Origin of the sequence: Streptomyces sp. NPDC052299, assembly GCF_040679335.1 — a bacterium.
Lineage (GTDB): Bacteria > Actinomycetota > Actinomycetes > Streptomycetales > Streptomycetaceae > Streptomyces.
In genome coordinates this window covers 156,747-175,354 of sequence record NZ_JBFAUP010000003.1, presented here as the reverse complement: position 1 = coordinate 175,354, position 18,608 = coordinate 156,747, and the positions used below count along the sequence as shown (strand labels likewise).

Below are 18,608 nucleotides of genomic sequence, written 5' to 3'. Positions count from 1 at the left end.
TGGTGCGGGAGCATCGGACGCAGGGAAGGGACACTACCCGTGACATGGCCGTCCGGATCGGGGAAGGTGCGCTACGAACCGGAGGCGGTGGCACCGCACTTGGCGCGTCTCCTGAACCGGGGGCGCGACGGCGTCAGGGAGTTCATCGCGGCCAACACCGCACTCCTCGACAGCTACGACATGGACGCCGCTCTGCTGCTCGCGGGCGCACGGCGTACCGCCGACGGCGTGGGCGGCCTCACGCCGGGTCAGTGGTTCAACCTCGGCGTGCTGCGGCTGACACGCGGTGAGGCCGCTGCGGCCGTGGCCGCGCTGACCAGGGCGCGGGAGGCGGGAGACGGCGCGGAGCGGGCCGCCGCGGACCTGTGGCTCGGGATCGCCCACGAACCGGACGATGAGAAGGCGGCGCTGACGGCGTACGAGAGGGCGATGGAAGCCGGCACCCAGGACTCCCGGTGGGCCGCCATGGAGGCCGCGCGCCTGCTCGCCGAACGGGAGCCGGACCGCGCGGCCCGGATTCTCGCCGGGGCGTGCCGGACCGAGGGCCCGCACGTCGGCCCGTCGGCGTACCGGCTCGGCTTGTTACTGGGGCGGCTCGGCGACGCGGCCGGCGCCGAGCGGGCGTTTCGGCGGGCCATGGCGGACGGCGACGGGGAGGTCCGCGCGGCGGCCGCCAACAGCCTCGGCAACCTGCTGAGTTCCGCGGTGACGGACGCCGGGTCCGCGAGGGCGGAGGAGGCGATCGCGGCGTACGGGACGGCCGCCGACGGGGACACCCCGGGCGCCGGCGAGGCCGCGGTCAACCTGGGGCTGCTTCTGGCGCGGCTGGGCCGGACCGAGGAGGCGCTGGCCGCCTACCACGCGGCGGCGGAGGGCCCGGACGTCGAACAGCACGCCCGGGCACTCACCAACATCGGCGAACTGCTCTTCCGGGAGGCGCGGACGGCGGAATCCGAAGCGGTGCTGCGCCGGGCCGTCGCACTCCGCCACCCCTTCCACTCGTACCGGGCGCGCTTCGACCTGGGAGTGGTGCTCGACGCCCTGCACCGGTTCGAGGAGGCCCGCCGGCAGTGGGAGCAGTGCCTGGACGGGCCGCCGGAGATCGCCGAGCCCGCCCGCCGCCGGCTCGCCGAACCCCACGGGGTGCCGACCGACTCCGCGGCCGGCCCCGGCGCCCGGGCCCGCGAACTGGCGGCCCAGTTGCTCAGCGCGCCCACCTGGTCCGACATGCTGGACCTCGTCCTGGCCGAACCCGACGCCCTCGCCGCGGCTTCCGCGGAGCTGGCCCAGCTGGTCCGGCGCTTCGAGGCCGAGGCTCCGGAGGAGTCGCTCGAAGGGCTGAAGGCGACCCTGCGCGCCGTGCAGCTGGTCCGTGAGCTGGGCACCCTCCCGGCGTTCGCGGAACTGAGCGGCTACCGCGGGGTGGTCGACGACGACATCGCCGTGCTGGCGATGCGGCTGCGGGACTACGTCCACCTGCACCGCACGGTCGGCACCCGGGCCGAGGACGCGGCCCGCACCGCGGACCTGCTCCTGACGCATCCGAGCTGGCCGCGGCTGCCGCCCGTGTTCACCGCGTGGGCGCTGCCCCTGATGACCGAGGCCGTGACCGCGAGCGGGCTGCCCCAACACACCGCCCGGCTCGGCCTGCTGGTCGACGGGATGCGCGCCGCCGTCGCCACTGCCCCGCCCGAACAAGCACCGGAGCTCTCCTACGTCCTTGCGAGCATGCTGTTGCTGCACTCCCCGACGGCCGACGAGGCGGACGAGGCGGTGCGGCTGCTCGAACCCGTCGCGGAGGCCACCACGGACCCCGCCGCGTCGGCCGTCTACCGCAGCTGCCTGGCCGAGGCCATGGCCGTACGAGCCCGTACGGCCCCGGACGGGCACCGGGAGCTGACCCGGGCGATCGGGCTCGCTCAGTCGGCGGTCGACGCGCTGGAGCGGCTGGGCGAGCCCGCGGCCCCGGACCTTCTGGCGGCGCGCCTTCGGCTGATGGGACTGCTCCACCGCGATTTCGAGGCGACGGAGGCGCGCGAATCGGCTGACCGGGCCGCCGCGCTGGGGCGCGACCTGCTCCGCGGCGACATCGGTGGCCAGCGCCTCGGGGTGCTGCACGACCTGGCCCGGCTGCTGATCGACTGCAACGACGAAGCCGGGCTGGCCGAGGCCGTGCCCCTGCTCTCCGAGGCACTGGACCTGGCGCCGTCCGGCACGGCCCGGCACCTGGTGCTCGCCCATATGCTCGGTCTGCTGCTCACCGACGCCTCGCTCCACCCCGGTCCCGGGGGCGCGCATGCCCGGCAGGCCGTCCGGATCGCCGAACTGCTGGAGGGCGACGGCGTGGCCGGCACCGTACCGGAGCTGGTGGGCGCTTCCGCCGATCTGCGGCGACGCCTGTACGAACGCACCGGGGACCGGACGCACCTGGACATCGCCGTCGCCACGACGGAAGCCGTACTCCGTGATGCCACCGGTGAGCGGGTGGTCCGCGCGACCACCACCCTGGCCGAGCTGCTCCGGTTGCTGTACCAGGCCACCGGCCGCGTCGCCCACGTGCGGCGCGCCGTCGCACTGCTGCGCGGCGTGCGCGACGCGCGGCCGGCTCCCGAGCGGGACCAGGAGGCCGTCGCCCTCCTCGGTGAGGCGCTGGTCTCCCTGTCCGAGGCGTCCGGCGACCTGGCGTACCTCGACGAGGCCGTCGGAGTACTCGGCGAGGCCCACGGTGAGGCGCAGGGCCGGGGAGCTCACGGGCAGCAGGTCGCCCGGTCACTGGCCGCCGCCCTCGAGAACCGGGGCGGCCGGCTCCACGCCCCGGAGGACGTCGACGGGGCCGTCGGCCTCTACCGCGAGCTGCGCGACCGCACCGACCCGAGATCGGCGCTGCGGCCCCACGCCGAGGGAGACGTCGGGACCGTGCTGCTGCGCCGCTACGGACTGAGCGGCGACCCGGCCGACTTGGACGAGGCCATCACCTGCCTGCGGGCCGCCGTGGGCGAGGAGGGACCCGGCACCGTCGGCACCCGGCTGCCGGCCAATCTGGCCGGCGCCCTGACCGCCCGGCACCGGTCCGGCGGACCGGTGGCGGACCTCGACGAGGCGGTGCGGCGGCTCGAAGTGTCCCTCTCCTACGAGGCCGAGGGCTCGGCCATGCTGCCCCTGCTCCTGAGCGCCCTCGGTTCGGCTCTCGCGCTGCGGCACGCCGCCACGGACCGCCCCGCCGACATGGAGAGGGCCGTCGCCGCCCTGCGCTCGGCCTGCCGGCTCGCGGCCGAGCTGGGCGTGGAGACCCACGGGGCCGCCTCGAACTGGGCGCGGTGGGCGGGCGGTCGCGGGGCCTGGGACGAGGTCGCGGAGGCGGCGGACCTCGGCCTGGACTCCGCCCACCGGCTCTTCCGCAGCCAGCTCACCCGGGCGCACCGGGAAGCCCGGCTCACGGAGGCCGGACGGCTGGTCGCGGCCGGCGCCTTCGCCCGTACGGAACTCGGCGACCACGCGGGCGCCGCCCTCCTGCTGGAAAGCGGCCTGGCCCTGCAACTCGCCGACACGCTCGAACGCGAGCGCACCGACCTCGGCAGGCTCGCCGGGAAGGGGCGCGGGGACCTGGCCGAAGCCTACGAAGCCGCCGCGCTGGCCCTCTCCGGCCTGGAACGGGCGGCCGCCCGCGGCGACGGGGGCTCCGCCGCCGGAGAGGACCTGACCGGGCTGCTCCGGCAGCGCCGGGCCGAACTCGACCAGGTGATCGACGAGATCCGCGGCGTGGACGGCTACGCCGGCTTCCTCACCCGCCCGCGCTACGAGGACATCGTCGAGGCCGCCGCCCACCAGCCGCTGGTCTACCTGGTCAGCACGCCCTGGGCGGGGCGGGCGATCATCGTCGAGGGCGATGGCGAGGCGCGTTCGGTCGCGCTGCCCGCGCTCACCGACGCCTTCGTGGTGTCGGCGGTGACCCGGCTGCTCGGCAGCCGGGGGATAGGCATGAGACGGGTGGCCGACGAGGTCACCGAAGCGCTCGGACCGGCCGTCATGGACCCACTGCTGACGGCCCTGGACGGGCATCTGGGAGCCACGCTGGTACCGGCCGGCCTGCTGTCGCTCCTGCCCCTGCACGCCGCCTCGACGGGGGACGCGGCCAGTGGCCGCCGGGCGCTCGACTCCCTGCTGCTCACCTACGCCCCCAACGCCAGGGCCGCGCTGGTGGCCCGCGGCTGGGCCGCCCGGCACGGGCGCCCCGGTCGGCTGCTGGCCGTGGACGACCCGCAGCCCGGTTCCGCGCCGCTGACGACGGAGGCCGAGATCGCCGCGGCAAGGGCCCGCTTCCCGGGCCACGTACACCTCAAGGGCGCCGACGCGACGCTCGACGCGACCCTGGCGGCACTCGCCGACTGCGATGTCGCGCACTTCGCCTGCCACGGCGTGGCACGACCGGACCAGCCGCTGGAGAGCGCCCTGCTCCTCGCCGGCGGGGAACGACTGACCCTGCGCACCCTCGTCGAGACCCGGGTGGACGTACGCCTCGCGGTGCTGTCGGCGTGCGAGACGGCCGTGCCCGGCCTGCGGCTCCCGGACGAGTCGACCGGCCTGCCGTCGGCCTTCCTGGCCGCCGGAGCGGCCGGCATCATCGGGTCGCTCTGGCCGGTGCCGGACGCGTCCACCAACCTGCTGATGGCGGCCTTCTACGAGTACTGGCAGGGGGACACCGAACCGGCCGAGGCCCTGCGGCGTGCCCAGATCTGGCTCCGCTCCGCCACCAACCGGGAGGTGCGGGAACGCTTCCCGCACCTCCTCACGCCCCCGCCCCTCCAGGGCCCGGGCCTGCGCCTCTGGGAGAACGCGTCCGAGCACGCCCCGGCGTACTGCTGGGCCGGCTTCACCTACACGGGCAGCTGAACGGCCCCGCCGTCACCCGCCCGCCGGTGCCACGCCCACCGGGCAGGAGACGCCCGTGCCGCCGATGCCGCAGTAGCCGCCCGGGTTCTTGTCCAGGTACTGCTGGTGCGCCGGTTCGGCGGGGTAGAAGGGGCGGCCCTCGGCGGGCAGGATCTCCGTGGTGATCTCGCCGTGGCCGGAGGCCGTCAGGACCTTCTGGTACGCCTCGCGGGACGCCTCGGCGGCCCGTGCCTGCTCGGGGGAGTGGGTGTAGACCGCGGAGCGGTACTGCGTACCGACGTCGTTGCCCTGGCGGAAGCCCTGGGTCGGGTCGTGGGACTCCCAGAACAGCTTCAGCAGCTCCGCGTAGGTGACGGTCTCCGGGTCGTACACCACGCGGACCGCCTCCGTGTGGCCGGTGAGGCCCGAGCAGACCTCCTCGTACGCGGGGTTCTCCGTATAGCCGCCCTGGTAGCCGACGAGCGTCGTCCAGACGCCGTCCGTCTGCCAGAACTTGCGCTCGGCGCCCCAGAAACAGCCGAGACCGAAGTCCGCGACCGCCAGGCCCTCCGGGTACGGGCCCAGCAGCGGGTTGCCCAGCACCGTGTGGCGGGCCGGGACGGTGAACTCGGGGGCGGGACGGCCGCGCAGGGCCTCCTCCGGGGTGGGGAGCTGCGGGGTGCGGCGGTGCAGGAACATGCGGGGCTCCTCCTGGGTCGGGCGTGCTGTCGGTACAACGTTCCGGGGCCCCGGCGGATTCCTGCCGGGCTCAGCGCGGCAGCGACGCCGGGCTGCCGCCGTTCGCCTCGTAGCCCGCGACCGCCAGCGCCCGGTACACCGCGTACTCCGCGGCCGGGTCCTCGCTCGTCGTCCACGGCAGCGCGCCCACGTACCCGTCGATGTGCACCAGCTGGTGCACCGCCTCCGCCCAGCGCTCCATCCGCACCAGGAACAGCACCAGCAGATGGCGCACGTGCGGCAGCATCGGGTCGTCCGCGCGCGCCGAGTGCACCGCGTACATCGCGCCCTCCACGGCCCGGGTCACCACCTGGCTCTCGTAGAAGCCGCGCACCAGATTGACCTCGGGCAGGTGCTCGTACACCGCGAACAGCGGCAGCCCCGCCAGCAGCGAGCCCTGCGGGGCGCGGGCGGCGGCGGCCGTCGCGAAGCGGTCGGCCTCCTCGCGCGAGCCGTGCCAGCGCTCGCTCCAGAAGTGCAGCGCCGCGATGTGCGCGCCCAGGTGCGCCGGAGCACGGTCGATGATCTTCGCCCACAGCTGGTCGAACTCCTCGCCGGAATAACCCAGTCCGCGCGCGACCGCCAGCTCCACGATGTACGGGACGGGGTCGCCCGGGGCCAGCAGGGCGGCCTCGCCGATCACCGTGCGGGCCTCCTCCAGGATGATCCGGAAGTCGTCCGTACCCGCCGTGGACGAGCGCCACGCCTGCTGCACCAGGAACTCCGCGTGCACCGCCGCGGCGCCCGCGTCCTTCGGCGCCTCCGCCCGCCACTTGCGCAGCCACGCCCCGCCGACGCCCGGCTGTCGCAGCAGTTCCAGCGAGGCTGCCCCGGCGAACGCCTGTACCCGCTGCCAGCGCAGCTCGCCCTCCTTCGGCGTCCCGGCCAGCAGCTGGGACGCGGCCCGCCACTCCTGCGTGTGCTGCACGACCTCCAGCACGTCCAGCAGGTCCTGGTCCGGCCCGGGCGTGCGGACGTCCAGCTCCTCCTGGCGCACGAAGCCGTAGTCCTGCGGGTCGGCGGCGTCGGGGGAGCCCGGCGCGGCCAGCCGGATGCCGCCGCCGCGGCGGCGCAGCACGTACGGGCCGATCGCGGCGGTCAGCAGGCACAGCGCGAGCAGGAACCACAGAATCTCCATGCCCCCATTGTCACCGGACGGCCGTGCGGCCCGTGAGGCCCCTCGTGACGAACTACGCTCGGCCCCATGAGCGACCAGCACAGCTTCGAAACCCGTGCCATCCACGCGGGGAACACCGCCGACCCCCTCACCGGCGCCGTGGTTCCGCCCATCTACCAGGTGTCCACGTACAAGCAGGACGGCGTGGGCGGGCTGCGCGGCGGTTACGAGTACAGCCGCAGCGCCAACCCGACCCGCACCGCGCTGGAGGAGAACCTCGCCGCCCTGGAGGGCGGCCGGCGCGGCCTCGCCTTCGCCTCCGGCCTCGCCGCCGAGGACTGCCTGCTCCGTACGCTGCTGACCCCCGGCGACCACGTGGTCATCCCGAACGACGCCTACGGCGGCACGTTCCGGCTGTTCGCGAAGGTCGCCGCGCGCTGGGGCGTGGAGTTCTCCGTCGCCGACACCTCGGACGTGGCGGCGGTCCGCGCGGCGGTCACCCCGCGCACCAAGGCGGTCTGGGTGGAGACCCCGTCCAACCCGCTGCTCGGCATCACGGACATCGCCGCCGTCGCCCAGGTCGCCCGGGAGGCCGGTGCGCGGCTCGTCGTGGACAACACCTTCGCGAGCCCCTACCTCCAGCAGCCGCTGGCGCTCGGCGCGGACGTCGTCGTGCACTCCACCACCAAGTACATGGGCGGCCACTCGGACGTCGTCGGCGGCGCGCTGATCGTCAACGACCCGGACCTGGCCGACGAGCTGGTCTTCCACCAGAACGCCATGGGCGGTGTCGCGGGCCCGTTCGACGCCTGGCTGGTGCTGCGCGGCATCAAGACGCTCGCCGTGCGCATGGACCGCCACAGCGAGAACGCCACCAAGGTCGCCGAGCTGCTGACCCGGCACCCCAAGGTCACCCAGGTCCTCTACCCGGGCCTGCCCGAGCACCCGGGCCACGAGGTCGCCGCCAAGCAGATGCGGGCCTTCGGCGGCATGGTGTCCTTCCGCGTCGAGGGCGGCGAGGCGGCGGCGGTCGAGGTCTGCAACCGGGCGAAGCTGTTCACCCTGGGCGAGTCCCTGGGCGGCGTCGAGTCGCTGCTGGAGCACCCCGGCCGCATGACCCACGCCTCGGCGGCCGGTTCCCCGCTGGAGGTCCCGGCCGACCTGGTCCGCCTCTCCGTCGGCATCGAGAACGCGGACGACCTGCTCGCGGACCTGGCGCAGGCGCTGGGCTGAGACGTGAAAGGGCGGGGCCGGTCTGCCGGTCCCGCCCGGGCTTCAGGCCGGCTCGTCCTCCAGCGACGCCCGGACCTGCTCCCGCAGTTCGGGGCTGTCGGTGTGCTGGTGGACGGAGACGGCGTGCTCGCTCGCGGCCCGCACGACTTCCTCCTCCTCGCCGGCGATCGTCAGCGAGCAGTTCATCTCACTCGGATACTTGCGGCAGTCAGCGATTTTTCGAGTCATGACAGCCTCCTGACCACTCCTTTCCAGGGTAGTCCGGAACGCCGGCCCCGCCGCGTCTACCAGCTCTCCACCGGCGTCGTCTCCGCAGGCGGCGCCTCCCACGGCCGGGCCGCCAGGGCCCACACCGCGAACGCCGTCACCGCCGCGACCAGAGTCAGCACCCAGAGCCGGCGCAGCGCCCGCCGTCGTCGCAGCAGCCGGGCGCCCCGCTCCGCCGCCGACGCCGCCAGATCGGCGGGGACCTGCGGATGCGGGCCCTCCATCATCCGGCGCACCTCGTCCTCGCGCCGCCCGGTGCCGCTCATGGCGCGGCGCCGAGCAGCCGGGCCGGGCCCCGGCGCGCGGTCGGGGTCCTGGTGCCGCGCATCGTGGCCACCGACCGGTTGCAGACCGCGCGCACCCGGTCCTCCGGCAGCCCCAGCAGGGCCGCCGTCTGCTCCTCCGGGACCCCTTCGTACAGCCGCAGCACCAGCACGAGACGTTCCTGCGGGGTCAGCCGGTCCAGCAGGCCGCCGCGCGGCCGGTGGTGGCGCCACGTCTCGCGGGCGAACCTGGCCACCAGCTCCTGCCGGGTGCGGTTGTACGGGTCCTCGCCCCGCAGCCGCTCCCAGTCGGCGAAGGTCCGGGCCAGCGAGGCCGTGAGCAGCCGCCGCGCGTGCGGGTGGGCGCCGGGCGCGTCCGCCGGTTCGGCGGTGAGCAGCGCGGCGGTGTGCAGCAGACGGCCCGCCGCGCCCGCGACGAAGGACTCGAAGTCCTGGGCGCGGCCCCGCAGCGGGCCCGCATGACGCTCTCGCACACGTCAATCCGAACGCGCCGCGGCCCTCAGGTCAACCCCCGGGCGCCCGGCGGGTGTTCAGTTCGCCTGCGCCGTCTGGTGCGCGGTCTGCCGGGCCGCCAGCGCCGCGTTGAAGCGGGTGAGCAGCGCGCAGAACGTGTCCCGCTCCTCCTCGCTCCACCCGTCCGTCACCTGCGCCATCAACTCCCGCCGCGAATCCCGGACCTCGTCCAGCCGGGCCTGCCCGCGCGGCGACAGCTGGAGCACGACGGCCCGGCCGTCCTCCGGATGCGAGGTCCGCTTCACCAGTCCGGTGTCCACCAGCGGCGCGACCTGCCGGGTCACCGTGGACGAGTCGATCCCCATCCCGGCGGCCAGCGCCTTGACGCCCATCGGCCCTTCCCGGTCCAGCCGGTTCAGCAGCAGATAGGCCGCCCGGTCCATGGAGTTGCGCACCTGGCCCACCCCGCCGAGACGGGTCTGCTCGGCCCGGCGGGCGAATACGGCCACCTGATGCTGGAGGGTGTCGAGAACGTGGTCGGGACCCGGGTTTTCCGGGGCAGCGCCCCCGGAAGGAGACGAGGCAGTCGTCATGTCCTGAGGGGGCATGGCCGGGGGCTCTCTTCGTGCGGTGTCGGATGGGTGGGGGACAGAGTACGCGGCCCCGGGGCAACGTGTACCAGCGCTGCACAAACCTGCGGACATCGGCGCAGGACGGCCCCGCAAGCGGCGGCCGCGACCCCTGCGAGCTGCAAGACTTGCGGTATGAACTTCCCGTCGCCCGGCAGCTTCCCCTCCGTGATCCTCGATGACGTACGGGGGGCGCAGAAGATGCTCTCCGGGGTCGCCAAGGTCACCCCGCTCGAAGGAAGCCGCCACCTCTCGGGCCTCGTCGGCGCGCCCGTCCTCTTCAAGTGCGAGAACCTGCAGCGGACCGGCTCGTTCAAACTGCGGGGCGCCTACGTACGCATCTCGGGGCTCACCCCGGTCGAACGCGCCGCAGGCGTCGTGGCCGCGAGCGCCGGGAACCATGCGCAGGGTGTCGCCCTCGCGTCTGCGCTTCTCGGCGTACGCTCCACGGTCTTCATGCCCGTCGGGGCCCCGCTGCCGAAGGTCGCCGCCACCCGTGAGTACGGGGCCCGGGTGCGGCTGCACGGAACCGTCGTGGACGAGACCCTGGCCGCCGCGCAGGAGTACGCGCGCGAGACCGGCGCGGTGTTCATCCACCCCTTCGACCACGCCGACATCATCGCCGGGCAGGGCACGGTCGGCCTGGAGATCCTGGAGCAGTGCCCCGAGGTCCGGACGATCGTCGTCGGCATCGGCGGTGGCGGGCTCGCGGCGGGCATCGCCGTCGCGGTCAAGGCCGTCCGGCCCGACGTGCGCATCGTCGGCGTGCAGGCCGCCGGTGCCGCGTGCTACCCGCCGTCCCTGGCGGCCGACCGCCCCGTCTCCATCGGCACGCTCCAGACCATGGCGGACGGCATCAAGGTCGGGCGCCCCGGCGATGTGCCGTTCGCCCTGGTCAGGGACCTGGTGGACGAGGTCCGCACGGTTTCCGAGGACGAGCTGTCCAGCGCCCTGCTGCTCTGCCTGGAGCGGGCCAAGATGGTGGTCGAGCCCGCGGGGGCCAGCCCGGTCGCCGCGCTCCTCAGCGACCCGAAGGCGTTCCAGGGCCCGGTGGTGGCGCTGCTCTCCGGCGGCAACGTGGACCCGCTGCTCATGCAGCGCATCCTCACCCACGGCATGGCGGCGGCCGGCCGCTACCTCAGCCTGCGCCTGCGGCTCACCGACCGGCCCGGCGCGCTGGCCGCCATGCTCGGCGTCCTCTCGGTCGCCGACGCCAACGTCCTGGACGTCAGCCATGCCCGTACGGACCCCCGGCTCGGCCTCACCGAGGCGGAGGTGGAGCTGCACCTGGAGACCAAGGGCCCGGAGCACTGCGACGACGTGAAGGCGGCGCTGCGGGACGCGGGGTACCTGGTGATGGGCTGACACGTGCGCCCCACTTGTGTGTTCATCGGGCATCGCGCCCCCGGCGTACCTAGGATCTGGATCCCAGAGGTAGCCACCCGAACGCACTGGGGGATTCCCATATGCCAGGCGCCATCTACGCCGAAGGGCTCGTCAAGACCTTCGGAGACGTGCGAGCACTCGGCGGTGTCGACCTCGACGTGCCGGAAGGCACCGTCCTCGGCCTCCTCGGTCCCAACGGGGCCGGCAAGACGACCGCCGTCCGCGTCCTGACGACACTGCTCAGGCCGGACAGCGGCAGCGCCTTCGTGGCGGGCATCGACGTCCTGAAACACCCCAACGAGGTGCGGCGCTCGATCGGGCTCTCCGGCCAGTTCGCCGCCGTGGACGAATATCTCACCGGCCGCGAGAACCTCCGCATGGTCGGCCAGCTCTACCAGATGAGCGGACGCGCGGCGAAGGCCCGGGCGGGCGAGCTCCTGGACCGGTTCAACCTGGCCGACGCCGCGGACCGCCCCGCCAAGACGTACTCCGGAGGCATGCGCCGCCGCCTCGACCTGGCGGCGGCGCTCGTCGTCTCGCCGCCGGTCATGTTCATGGACGAGCCGACGACCGGGCTCGACCCGCGCAACCGCCAGCAGCTCTGGGAGGTCATCGAGGAGCTGGTCGCCGGCGGTACGACCCTGCTGCTGACCACGCAGTACCTGGAGGAGGCGGACCACCTTGCCCACGACATCTGCGTGATCGACCACGGACGCGTCATCGCACGCGGCACCTCCGACCAGCTCAAGGCCCGCATCGGCGGCGAGCGCGTCGAGGTCGTCGTCCACGACCCCGGGCAGATCGAGCCGGCCCGCGCCGTCCTCACCCGCCTCGGCAAGGGCGAGACCGCCGTCCTGCCGAACATGCGCAAGCTGACCGTCCCGGTCGACGGCGGCGCCAAGCTCCTCGCCGAGGTCATCCGCGACCTGGACGCCCAGGGCGTGGAGATCGACGACATCGGGCTGCGCCGCCCCACCCTGGACGACGTGTTCATCTCCCTCACCGGCCACGCGGCCGAGCAGGAGAAGAACGAGGCCGGGAACCCCGGAACGGAGACGGAGAAATGAGCGCCCTCGGCGAAACCGCCCGCACGAACGCCCCGCGCCCCGGCGGCGGCATCGGCCAGTCGGTCCGCGACTCGCTGGTCATCGGCAAGCGCAACCTCATCCGCATGACCCGCATCCCCGAGATGATCCTGTTCGGGATCATCCAGCCGGTCATGTTCGTCGTGCTCTTCACCTACGTGTTCGGCGGCTCGATCGCCATCCCGGGCGCGGGCGTCAGCGCCAGTGCGTACAAGGAATTCCTGATGGCCGGCATCTTCGCGCAGACCGTCACCTTCGCCACCGCGGGCGCCGGGGCGGGCATCGCCGAGGACATGCACAAGGGCCTCATCGACCGGTTCCGCTCGCTGCCGATGGCCCGGGGCGCGGTGCTGACCGGGCGGACGCTCGCCGACCTCGTGCAGACCGCCGTCACCCTCGTCGTCCTCGCGGGCGTCGCGCTCCTCGTCGGCTGGCGCACCCACGAGAACATCGGCAAGGTCCTCGGCGGCTTCGGCCTGCTGCTCCTGCTCGGCTACGCGTTCACCTGGATCGGCGCGCTGATCGGCCTCACCGTCCGCACCCCGGAGGCGGCCACCTCCGGCGGCCTGATCTGGCTCTTCCCGCTGACGTTCATCTCGAACGCCTTCGTGCCGGTCAACGGCATGCCGACGTTCCTCCAGTACGTCGCCGAGTGGAACCCGTTCAGCGCGACGGTGGCGGCGGCCCGTGAACTGTTCGGCAACACCATCGAGGGCGTCCCGAAGTCGGTGACCGGCGCCTGGCCGATGGAGCACCCGGTCTGGGCGTCGCTGATCTGGTCCGTGCTGATCATCGTGGTCTTCCGGACCCTGGCCGTACGCAAGTACCGCTCGGTCTCCCACTGAGGCCCCGGACACGGAAGAGCCCCGGCCGCACCGCGCGGCCGGGGCTCCCTCACGTACGGGTCAGCCGGTGTACGGCTTCGCCGAAAGGATCTTCACCGTGGCGGTCTTGCCGTTCGGCAGCTCGTAGTCGGCGTCGTCACCGGTCTTCTTGCCGTTCACGCCCACGCCGAGCGGCGACTGCGGGGAGTACGTCTCGATGTCCGCGCTCGCGTACTCACGGGAGGCCAGGAGGAAGGTCATGGTGTCGTCCTCGTCGCCGTCGAAGGCGATCGTCACGACCATGCCGGGCTCGACCACGCCGTCGTCGGCCGGCGCCTCGCCGACCTTCGCGTGCTCGAGGAGCTGGGTCAGCTGGCGCACCCGGAGCTCCATCTTGCCCTGCTCCTCCTTGGCCGCGTGGTACCCGCCGTTCTCGCGCAGGTCCCCCTCCTCACGGGCCGCCGCGATCTTGACGGCGATCTCCGTGCGCGCGGGACCAGACAGGTACTCCAGCTCGGCCTTGAGCTGGTTGTACGCCTCCTGCGTGAGCCAGGTGACGTTTTCGCTGGTCTGGGTCACAGGGTGCTCCTCGTCGGTACTGGGAATACAAAGCAACGCCCTACCCGCAAGCATGCGCTGCTACGGGTGGGCGAAACCACGAGCCTAACAATTCACCGGGAAAAGGGGGAGAAGGTAAAAGTCCCGACCATGAAAACCGCAGGTCAGGCCCCGTTAAATGGGGTTACGACGGGCGTGCTGCGGTCAACTCGACGCCCCGCCGTCCTCCGTGCAGCCCAGCAGCTCGACGGCGGTCGCCCTGGAGGTCGTCCGCAGGGTCAGGATCTGGTCGATCCGGCCGCTGTCACCGTCGAAACGGAAGTCCTTGCGGGCCACCTCGGAGTTGTCCTCGCTCAGCGCGCGGAGCGTGCAGTAGCCCTTCGCGTCCTGGTCCTTGCGGACCTCCAGGTGCACCTCGACCTTGGTGTCCGAGGTCACCTTGAACTTGATCATCTCGCCGCTCAGGCCCTGCCCGGTCACATAGCCGTAGCCGATCCAGCCGACCACGCCCAGCAGGGCGACGCCCAGCACCGAGCCGATGATCTTGAGCTTGCGGTCCGCGCGCCGGTCCGCGGAGCGGCCGTAGCGGTTCTCGGGAAGCGCCTCGCGCACCGCTGTCATGATCGTTCCTCCCGTGCCGGGGATCGAGGAATTTTCCACCCCCCGGTTCGGTCACTATAGAAGCCGCACATTGCGACGAATGACTGAGGATCGAGTCTTGACTGAGCAGCTTCGACTGATGGCCGTACACGCTCACCCCGACGACGAGTCGAGCAAGGGCGCGGCCACCATGGCCAAGTATGTGTCCGAGGGGGTGGACGTGCTGGTCGTGACCTGCACGGGAGGCGAGCGCGGCTCCATCCTCAACCCGAAACTCCAGGGCGACGCGTACATCGAGGAGAACATCCACGAGGTGCGCCGCAAGGAGATGGACGAGGCCCGGGAGATCCTGGGCGTGAAGCAGGAGTGGCTCGGCTTCGTGGACTCGGGCCTGCCCGAGGGCGACCCGCTGCCCCCGCTTCCCGAGGGCTGCTTCGCCCTGGAGGACGAGACCGTCGCGGCCGGCCGCCTCGTCGCGAAGATCCGCGCGTTCCGGCCGCAGGTCATCACCACGTACGACGAGAACGGGGGCTACCCGCACCCCGACCACATCATGACCCACACCATCTCGATGATCGCCTTCGAGGGCGCGGCGGACACCGAGAAGTTCCCCGAGGCGGAATTCGGCCCGGCCTGGACCCCGCAGAAGCTCTACTACAACCAGGGCTTCAACCGGCCGCGCACGGTCGCCCTGCACGAGGCGCTGATCGCCCGCGGCATGGAGTCGCCGTACGGGGAGTGGCTGGAGCGCTGGAAGGAGTTCGGGCGCGCCGAGCGCACCCTGACCACGCACGTTCCGTGCGCGGACTTCTTCGAGATCCGCGACAAGGCGCTGATCGCGCACGCCACGCAGATCGACCCGGACGGCGGCTGGTTCCGCGTCCCGATGGACATCCAGCGGGAGGTCTGGCCGACCGAGGAGTACGAGCTGGCGAAGTCTCTGGTCGATACCTCCCTCCCCGAGAGCGACCTCTTCGCGGGCATCCGCGACAATGCCTGATATGTACGCGACTCAGGCACTGACGAACCTCGTCCCGCTCGCCGAGGAACTCGACAAGAACAAGGTGACCCCCGGGGTCCTCGGCTTCATCGTCTTCGCGGCGCTCGCCGTGGGCGTGTGGGCGCTCATGAAGTCGATGAACCGGCACATGGGGCGGGTGAACTTCGAGGAGGGGCCGGCGGAGCCGGCGTCCGAGGAGTCGGCCGAGCCGGTGTCCGCGAAGCGGAAGTAGTACGGCGGGGCGGGGAGCGGATGCTGCCCCCGCCGCCGTCGTTCGGCTGAAAAGATGCCCTCAATCGCCGGGCGGGCTCGAGCGGACCGTCACACCCATGATCTCCCGCGTTCGCCGGGACGGCGTCAGGTTCAGTGACCACGCCTGCCAGCCCGTCTCCAGGTCCGGGCCCCGGTCCAGGACCACCCGGTACGTGTCCGCGCAGTCGTCCACCTTGGGGTCCCTGGCCGGGTGGCCGGCCGCGCGCAGCTCGGCCAGCTCCTGCTGGGCGACCACCGTGCCCACCTCGACGCCGCCCGGCGAGGCGTACGGCAGCAGCGTGCACCGCAGGAAGCGTGCCCAGTCCGCGCCGCGCGCGTCCCCGTACGACTCGAACAGGGCGACCGCCTCGTCGCACAGCCCGAGGGCCTGCGGCGTCCGCTGGTTGCCCGCGTCGATCAGCGCGAGGTCCAGGCAGGCCCACGCCTCGCCGTGGGCGACCCCGATGCGCCGGAAGTCCGCCCGCGCGTCGGCCAGCAGCTGGCGGGCGAACCCGGAATTGCGCAGGTTGCCCGTCTGCGCGGCCCGCTGGTCCCGGGTGACGCGCCCCGAGTGGTGCCGGGCGCACGCGAGCCCGTAGACGTCGCGCATCCGCGAGAACATCGTCCGGGCCCGCTCCAGCTGCCGTACGGCTTCGACCGTGTCGCCGGTCTCCTCCAGCGCCTGGCCCAGGTAGTACAGGGTCCACGCTTCGCCGCGCGCGTCCTCGTTGTCGCGGTGCCGGGCCAGGGCCCCGGTCAGCTGCTCGACGGCCGCGCCCGGGTCGCCGTCCAGCAGCCGGGCCCGGGCCAGCTGGGTCGTCGCCCACGCCGTGCCGCGCTCGTCCCGGGTCCGCCCGTACAGATCGAGGGCGGCCCGCAGGGCGGTCTCGGCCTCCGCCACCTCGCCCAGGCGCAGCCGGACCTGGCCCGACTGGAAGCGCGTCCACGCCTCGCCGTGCAGCGACTCGCCCTCGCGGTGCAGGGTGAGCGCGGTGTCCAGCAGGGCCACCGCCTCGGCCAGGTTGCCCCGGTCGCGCTCGACGGCGGCCAGCGCGTGCAGCGACCAGGCCCGGTCCTCGTCCTGCCCGGCGGCGAGCTGGAGCTCCATCGCCTCGCGGAGCCGGGCCGCCGCCTCGGTCAGGTTGCCCTGGTGGTGCAGCGTGATGCCGAGGGAGCACAGCGCCAGCGCCGTACCGGCGTCGTTCTGCGCCTCCCGGTACAGGCCGACGACGGAGGACAGCGTGGTGCGGGCCTTGTCCAGCTCACCGAGCTGCCGGGCCGCGATGCCCGTACGCCACCGCACCGACCGCTCCAGCAGCCCCTGGTCGACCGCCTGGGACAGCTCGCTGATCTCACCCAGCCGGTAGAGGTCACCGCGCAGCAGGCAGTAGTCGCACAGCGCGCCGAGCAGGGCGAGCACCGCCGCCTGGTCGACGCCCTCCGCGTGCCGCAGGGCGGAGGTGATGAAGCTCGACTCGTCGTCCAGCCAGCGCAGGGCCGCGTCCAGCGAACTGAAGCCGTGCGAGCCGAACTGGCCGGCCCGGGTCGACATCTTGCCGTCCACCATCCTGATCACCGCACCGGCCAGCTCCGCGTAGTTCGCGATCAGCCGTTCCTGCGCGGCGGCGCGCTCCGCCGGCTCCTCCTCGTCCAGCAGCCGGGCCAGGGCGAAGCCGCGCACCAGGTCGTGCAGCCGGTAGCGGGAGCCCCGTACGTGGTCGATCAGCCCGGCCCCGGACAGGGCCGTCAGCAGCCGGCCGGCCTCCTGCTCGTCGGCGGAGAGCAGGGCCGCTGCCGCCGCCGCGCCCAGGCTGGCCCGGCCCGCCAGCGCGAGCCGGCGCAGCAGCCGCCTGGCCTGCTCGGACTGGTCGGTGTAGCGCAGCCACAGGGCGCGCTCGACCGGTGGCACCGGGCCGTAAGCGGCGAGGTCCGCGGCCAGCACGTCCGCCGTACGCGCCCCGAGCGCCGAACCCGCGACGCGCAGGGCCAGCGGCAGCCCGCCGCACAGCTCGGTGATCGCCTCGCTGGACGGATAGTCGTACGGACCCGGCTCGGCCTCCTGCGAGACCCCGCGCAGCAGCTCCTCCGCGCCGCCCGGATCGAGGGCCCCGACCTCCAGCCGGTGCACCCAGGCGGGCAGCGAGTCGGGCAGGTCGAGCGGCTCGCGGGCGGTGACCAGGACCAGGCTCTCGGAGCGCTCCGGGATCAGCGTCGCGACCTGCTCCGCGTCCCGGGCGTCGTCCAGGACGATCGTCACGGCGGTGCCCGTCAGGTGCTGGTGGTACAGCTCGCTGAGCCTGCGCACCTGCTGCTCGGCGGACGCTCCGTCCCGGAACAGCAGCTGCTCGCGGGGCGCGCCCAGCCGGTTCAGCAGATGCAGCAGCGCGTCCCGGGTCGGCAGCGGAGCCTCGCCCTCCGCGGCACCGCGCAGGTCCACCACGCACGCGCCCTTGAACTGGTCCTTCAGCTCGTGCGCCGCCCGCACGGCGAGCGTGGTGCGCCCGGCGCCCGGGGGGCCGTGCAGCACGACGACGGTCGGCTTCGTCTCGGTCGACGCGCGGGCCGCGTGCACCCACTGGCCGATCCGGGCCAGCTCGGCCCGCCGCCCCGCGAACAGCCCGTCCGCCGCCGGGAGATGCCCGAACGACTGCTCGAGGAGCGACCGCATCCGCGCGGCCGCGCTGCGGTCCCCGCCGCGCAGCGGCGTGCGCGCCTTGGCCGCGGCCTTCTTCGCCGGGGCGCGAGTGGTGGCGGCGAGCATCCGCTGCTGGTCGAGGAAAGGGCGTATGCCCCGTACGTCCAGGGCGGCCAGCCACTGCAGCCGCAGCTGTTCCGGACTCGCGCCCGCCCGGGCCGCCGGCCGGTGCGAGACGGTGGCCTTGGCGACCGTCGCGGTGGCCCCCGCCACGGCGACGACCGCGCCCGCGCCGAGCGCGAGACCGGACGCGGTGCCGAGCGCCACGTCGGCGCCGAACGCCGCGGCGGCGGCGACACCCGTGACCAGCAACGGCGTCGCCATGCTCTCCCGGCTGAAGCGCTGTTCGCCCGCCGAGTCGTCGAGCGCCCGCACGTACGCCGCGTACTCCTCCGCCGCGCCCTCCGCGATGGTGTCCAGGGCGGTCCGCGCCCGGGTCAGCAGGACGGACGGGTCGGTCCGTCCGCCGCTGCGTCGTGCCTCTTCCTCCACGGCCCGGACCAACAGCCGTTCCGCGTCGGCCCGGTGGCCGTCCCTCATCTGCATCCGTTCCCCCTCCGGCTCCGCCGGTCGCGAGGGTCCAGTGTCCTTCGTACGGCGCGTCCGCGCGAGGGAGGG

General features: G+C 73.5%; 16 protein-coding genes. 7 read left to right on the top strand and 9 right to left on the bottom strand.

Features of this window, described 5'->3' with window-relative positions:
* Positions 1-39 precede the first annotated feature (39 nt).
* A complete protein-coding gene (locus AB0L33_RS06330; protein ID WP_365678219.1) occupies positions 40-4,890 on the top strand; it encodes a CHAT domain-containing protein in 4,851 nt (1,616 codons plus the stop codon).
* 12 nt (positions 4,891-4,902) lie between these two features.
* On the opposite strand, the gene msrA is transcribed toward AB0L33_RS06330, so the two are convergent.
* Entirely contained in the window at positions 4,903-5,568 is a 666-nt protein-coding gene (msrA, locus tag AB0L33_RS06325) for a peptide-methionine (S)-S-oxide reductase MsrA (RefSeq protein WP_365678217.1), read from the bottom strand.
* Between the two features lie 70 nt (positions 5,569-5,638).
* The gene (locus tag AB0L33_RS06320) at positions 5,639-6,745 is read right to left on the bottom strand and encodes a hypothetical protein (protein WP_365678215.1); all 1,107 of its coding nucleotides are present in this window, start codon (positions 6,743-6,745) and stop codon (positions 5,639-5,641) included.
* Between the two features lie 66 nt (positions 6,746-6,811).
* On the opposite strand from AB0L33_RS06320, the gene AB0L33_RS06315 reads away from it, so the two are divergent.
* Positions 6,812-7,957 (top strand): cystathionine gamma-synthase, encoded by a 1,146-nt coding sequence (locus AB0L33_RS06315; RefSeq protein WP_365678213.1) that lies wholly within the window; start codon positions 6,812-6,814, stop codon positions 7,955-7,957.
* A 42-nt stretch (positions 7,958-7,999) separates the two neighbouring features.
* Here AB0L33_RS06315 and AB0L33_RS06310 read toward each other — a convergent pair whose 3' ends face one another.
* Genes AB0L33_RS06310 through AB0L33_RS06295 form a run of 4 tightly spaced genes read right to left on the bottom strand, consistent with a single transcriptional unit; the run spans position 8,000 to position 9,569 of the window.
* Positions 8,000-8,185: a DUF1059 domain-containing protein gene (locus tag AB0L33_RS06310; RefSeq protein WP_365678211.1), complete on the bottom strand. Its 186-nt coding sequence runs from the start codon at positions 8,183-8,185 to the stop codon at positions 8,000-8,002.
* 56 nt (positions 8,186-8,241) lie between these two features.
* Complete coding sequence (locus AB0L33_RS06305; protein WP_365678209.1) at positions 8,242-8,490, bottom strand: hypothetical protein; 249 nt, start codon at positions 8,488-8,490, stop codon at positions 8,242-8,244.
* Positions 8,487-8,981, bottom strand: coding sequence for a sigma factor-like helix-turn-helix DNA-binding protein (locus AB0L33_RS06300; RefSeq protein WP_365678207.1), 495 nt, complete (start codon positions 8,979-8,981; stop codon positions 8,487-8,489). The genes AB0L33_RS06305 and AB0L33_RS06300 overlap by 4 nt, the downstream gene beginning before the upstream one ends.
* 57 nt (positions 8,982-9,038) lie before the next feature.
* The gene (locus AB0L33_RS06295; RefSeq protein WP_365678205.1) at positions 9,039-9,569 is read right to left on the bottom strand and encodes a MarR family transcriptional regulator; all 531 of its coding nucleotides are present in this window, start codon (positions 9,567-9,569) and stop codon (positions 9,039-9,041) included.
* 156 nt (positions 9,570-9,725) lie between these two features.
* On the opposite strand from AB0L33_RS06295, the gene ilvA reads away from it, so the two are divergent.
* The 3 genes from ilvA to AB0L33_RS06280 all read left to right on the top strand — a co-directional run bounded on the left by ilvA (position 9,726) and on the right by AB0L33_RS06280 (position 12,906).
* On the top strand, positions 9,726-10,955 hold the full coding sequence (ilvA, locus tag AB0L33_RS06290; RefSeq protein WP_365678203.1) for a threonine ammonia-lyase: 1,230 nt from the start codon (positions 9,726-9,728) through the stop codon (positions 10,953-10,955).
* A 101-nt stretch (positions 10,956-11,056) separates the two neighbouring features.
* Positions 11,057-12,043 (top strand): ATP-binding cassette domain-containing protein, encoded by a 987-nt coding sequence (locus AB0L33_RS06285; RefSeq protein WP_365678201.1) that lies wholly within the window; start codon positions 11,057-11,059, stop codon positions 12,041-12,043.
* Positions 12,040-12,906: an ABC transporter permease gene (locus tag AB0L33_RS06280; protein WP_365678199.1), complete on the top strand. Its 867-nt coding sequence runs from the start codon at positions 12,040-12,042 to the stop codon at positions 12,904-12,906. Before AB0L33_RS06285 ends, AB0L33_RS06280 begins: the two co-directional genes overlap by 4 nt.
* A 60-nt stretch (positions 12,907-12,966) precedes the next feature.
* On the opposite strand, the gene greA is transcribed toward AB0L33_RS06280, so the two are convergent.
* Together greA and AB0L33_RS06270 are read right to left on the bottom strand one after the other, a co-directional pair.
* Positions 12,967-13,464: a transcription elongation factor GreA gene (greA, locus tag AB0L33_RS06275; protein WP_365678197.1), complete on the bottom strand. Its 498-nt coding sequence runs from the start codon at positions 13,462-13,464 to the stop codon at positions 12,967-12,969.
* Positions 13,465-13,647: 183 nt separating this feature from the next.
* On the bottom strand, positions 13,648-14,064 hold the full coding sequence (locus AB0L33_RS06270) for a DUF4307 domain-containing protein (protein WP_365678195.1): 417 nt from the start codon (positions 14,062-14,064) through the stop codon (positions 13,648-13,650).
* Between the two features lie 97 nt (positions 14,065-14,161).
* Here AB0L33_RS06270 and mca point away from each other — a divergent pair, with 97 nt between their 5' ends.
* Positions 14,162-15,043: a mycothiol conjugate amidase Mca gene (mca, locus tag AB0L33_RS06265; RefSeq protein WP_365678193.1), complete on the top strand. Its 882-nt coding sequence runs from the start codon at positions 14,162-14,164 to the stop codon at positions 15,041-15,043.
* A gap of 1 nt (position 15,044) precedes the next feature.
* Positions 15,045-15,275, top strand: coding sequence for a hypothetical protein (locus AB0L33_RS06260; protein ID WP_365678191.1), 231 nt, complete (start codon positions 15,045-15,047; stop codon positions 15,273-15,275).
* A gap of 60 nt (positions 15,276-15,335) precedes the next feature.
* On the opposite strand, the gene AB0L33_RS06255 is transcribed toward AB0L33_RS06260, so the two are convergent.
* Positions 15,336-18,530 (bottom strand): tetratricopeptide repeat protein, encoded by a 3,195-nt coding sequence (locus AB0L33_RS06255; RefSeq protein WP_365678663.1) that lies wholly within the window; start codon positions 18,528-18,530, stop codon positions 15,336-15,338.
* Between the last annotated feature and the right edge of the window lie 78 nt (positions 18,531-18,608).

Coding starts and splice junctions, on each gene's coding strand:
- msrA (WP_365678217.1), bottom strand. CDS start 5,568: ATGTTCCTGCACCGCCGCACCCCGCAGCTCCCCACCCCGGAGGAGGCC.
- AB0L33_RS06320 (WP_365678215.1), bottom strand. CDS start 6,745: ATGGAGATTCTGTGGTTCCTGCTCGCGCTGTGCCTGCTGACCGCCGCG.
- AB0L33_RS06315 (WP_365678213.1), top strand. CDS start 6,812: ATGAGCGACCAGCACAGCTTCGAAACCCGTGCCATCCACGCGGGGAAC.
- AB0L33_RS06310 (WP_365678211.1), bottom strand. CDS start 8,185: ATGACTCGAAAAATCGCTGACTGCCGCAAGTATCCGAGTGAGATGAAC.
- AB0L33_RS06305 (WP_365678209.1), bottom strand. CDS start 8,490: ATGAGCGGCACCGGGCGGCGCGAGGACGAGGTGCGCCGGATGATGGAG.
- AB0L33_RS06295 (WP_365678205.1), bottom strand. CDS start 9,569: ATGCCCCCTCAGGACATGACGACTGCCTCGTCTCCTTCCGGGGGCGCT.
- ilvA (WP_365678203.1), top strand. CDS start 9,726: ATGAACTTCCCGTCGCCCGGCAGCTTCCCCTCCGTGATCCTCGATGAC.
- AB0L33_RS06285 (WP_365678201.1), top strand. CDS start 11,057: ATGCCAGGCGCCATCTACGCCGAAGGGCTCGTCAAGACCTTCGGAGAC.
- AB0L33_RS06280 (WP_365678199.1), top strand. CDS start 12,040: ATGAGCGCCCTCGGCGAAACCGCCCGCACGAACGCCCCGCGCCCCGGC.
- AB0L33_RS06270 (WP_365678195.1), bottom strand. CDS start 14,064: ATGACAGCGGTGCGCGAGGCGCTTCCCGAGAACCGCTACGGCCGCTCC.
- AB0L33_RS06260 (WP_365678191.1), top strand. CDS start 15,045: ATGTACGCGACTCAGGCACTGACGAACCTCGTCCCGCTCGCCGAGGAA.
- AB0L33_RS06255 (WP_365678663.1), bottom strand. CDS start 18,530: ATGAGGGACGGCCACCGGGCCGACGCGGAACGGCTGTTGGTCCGGGCC.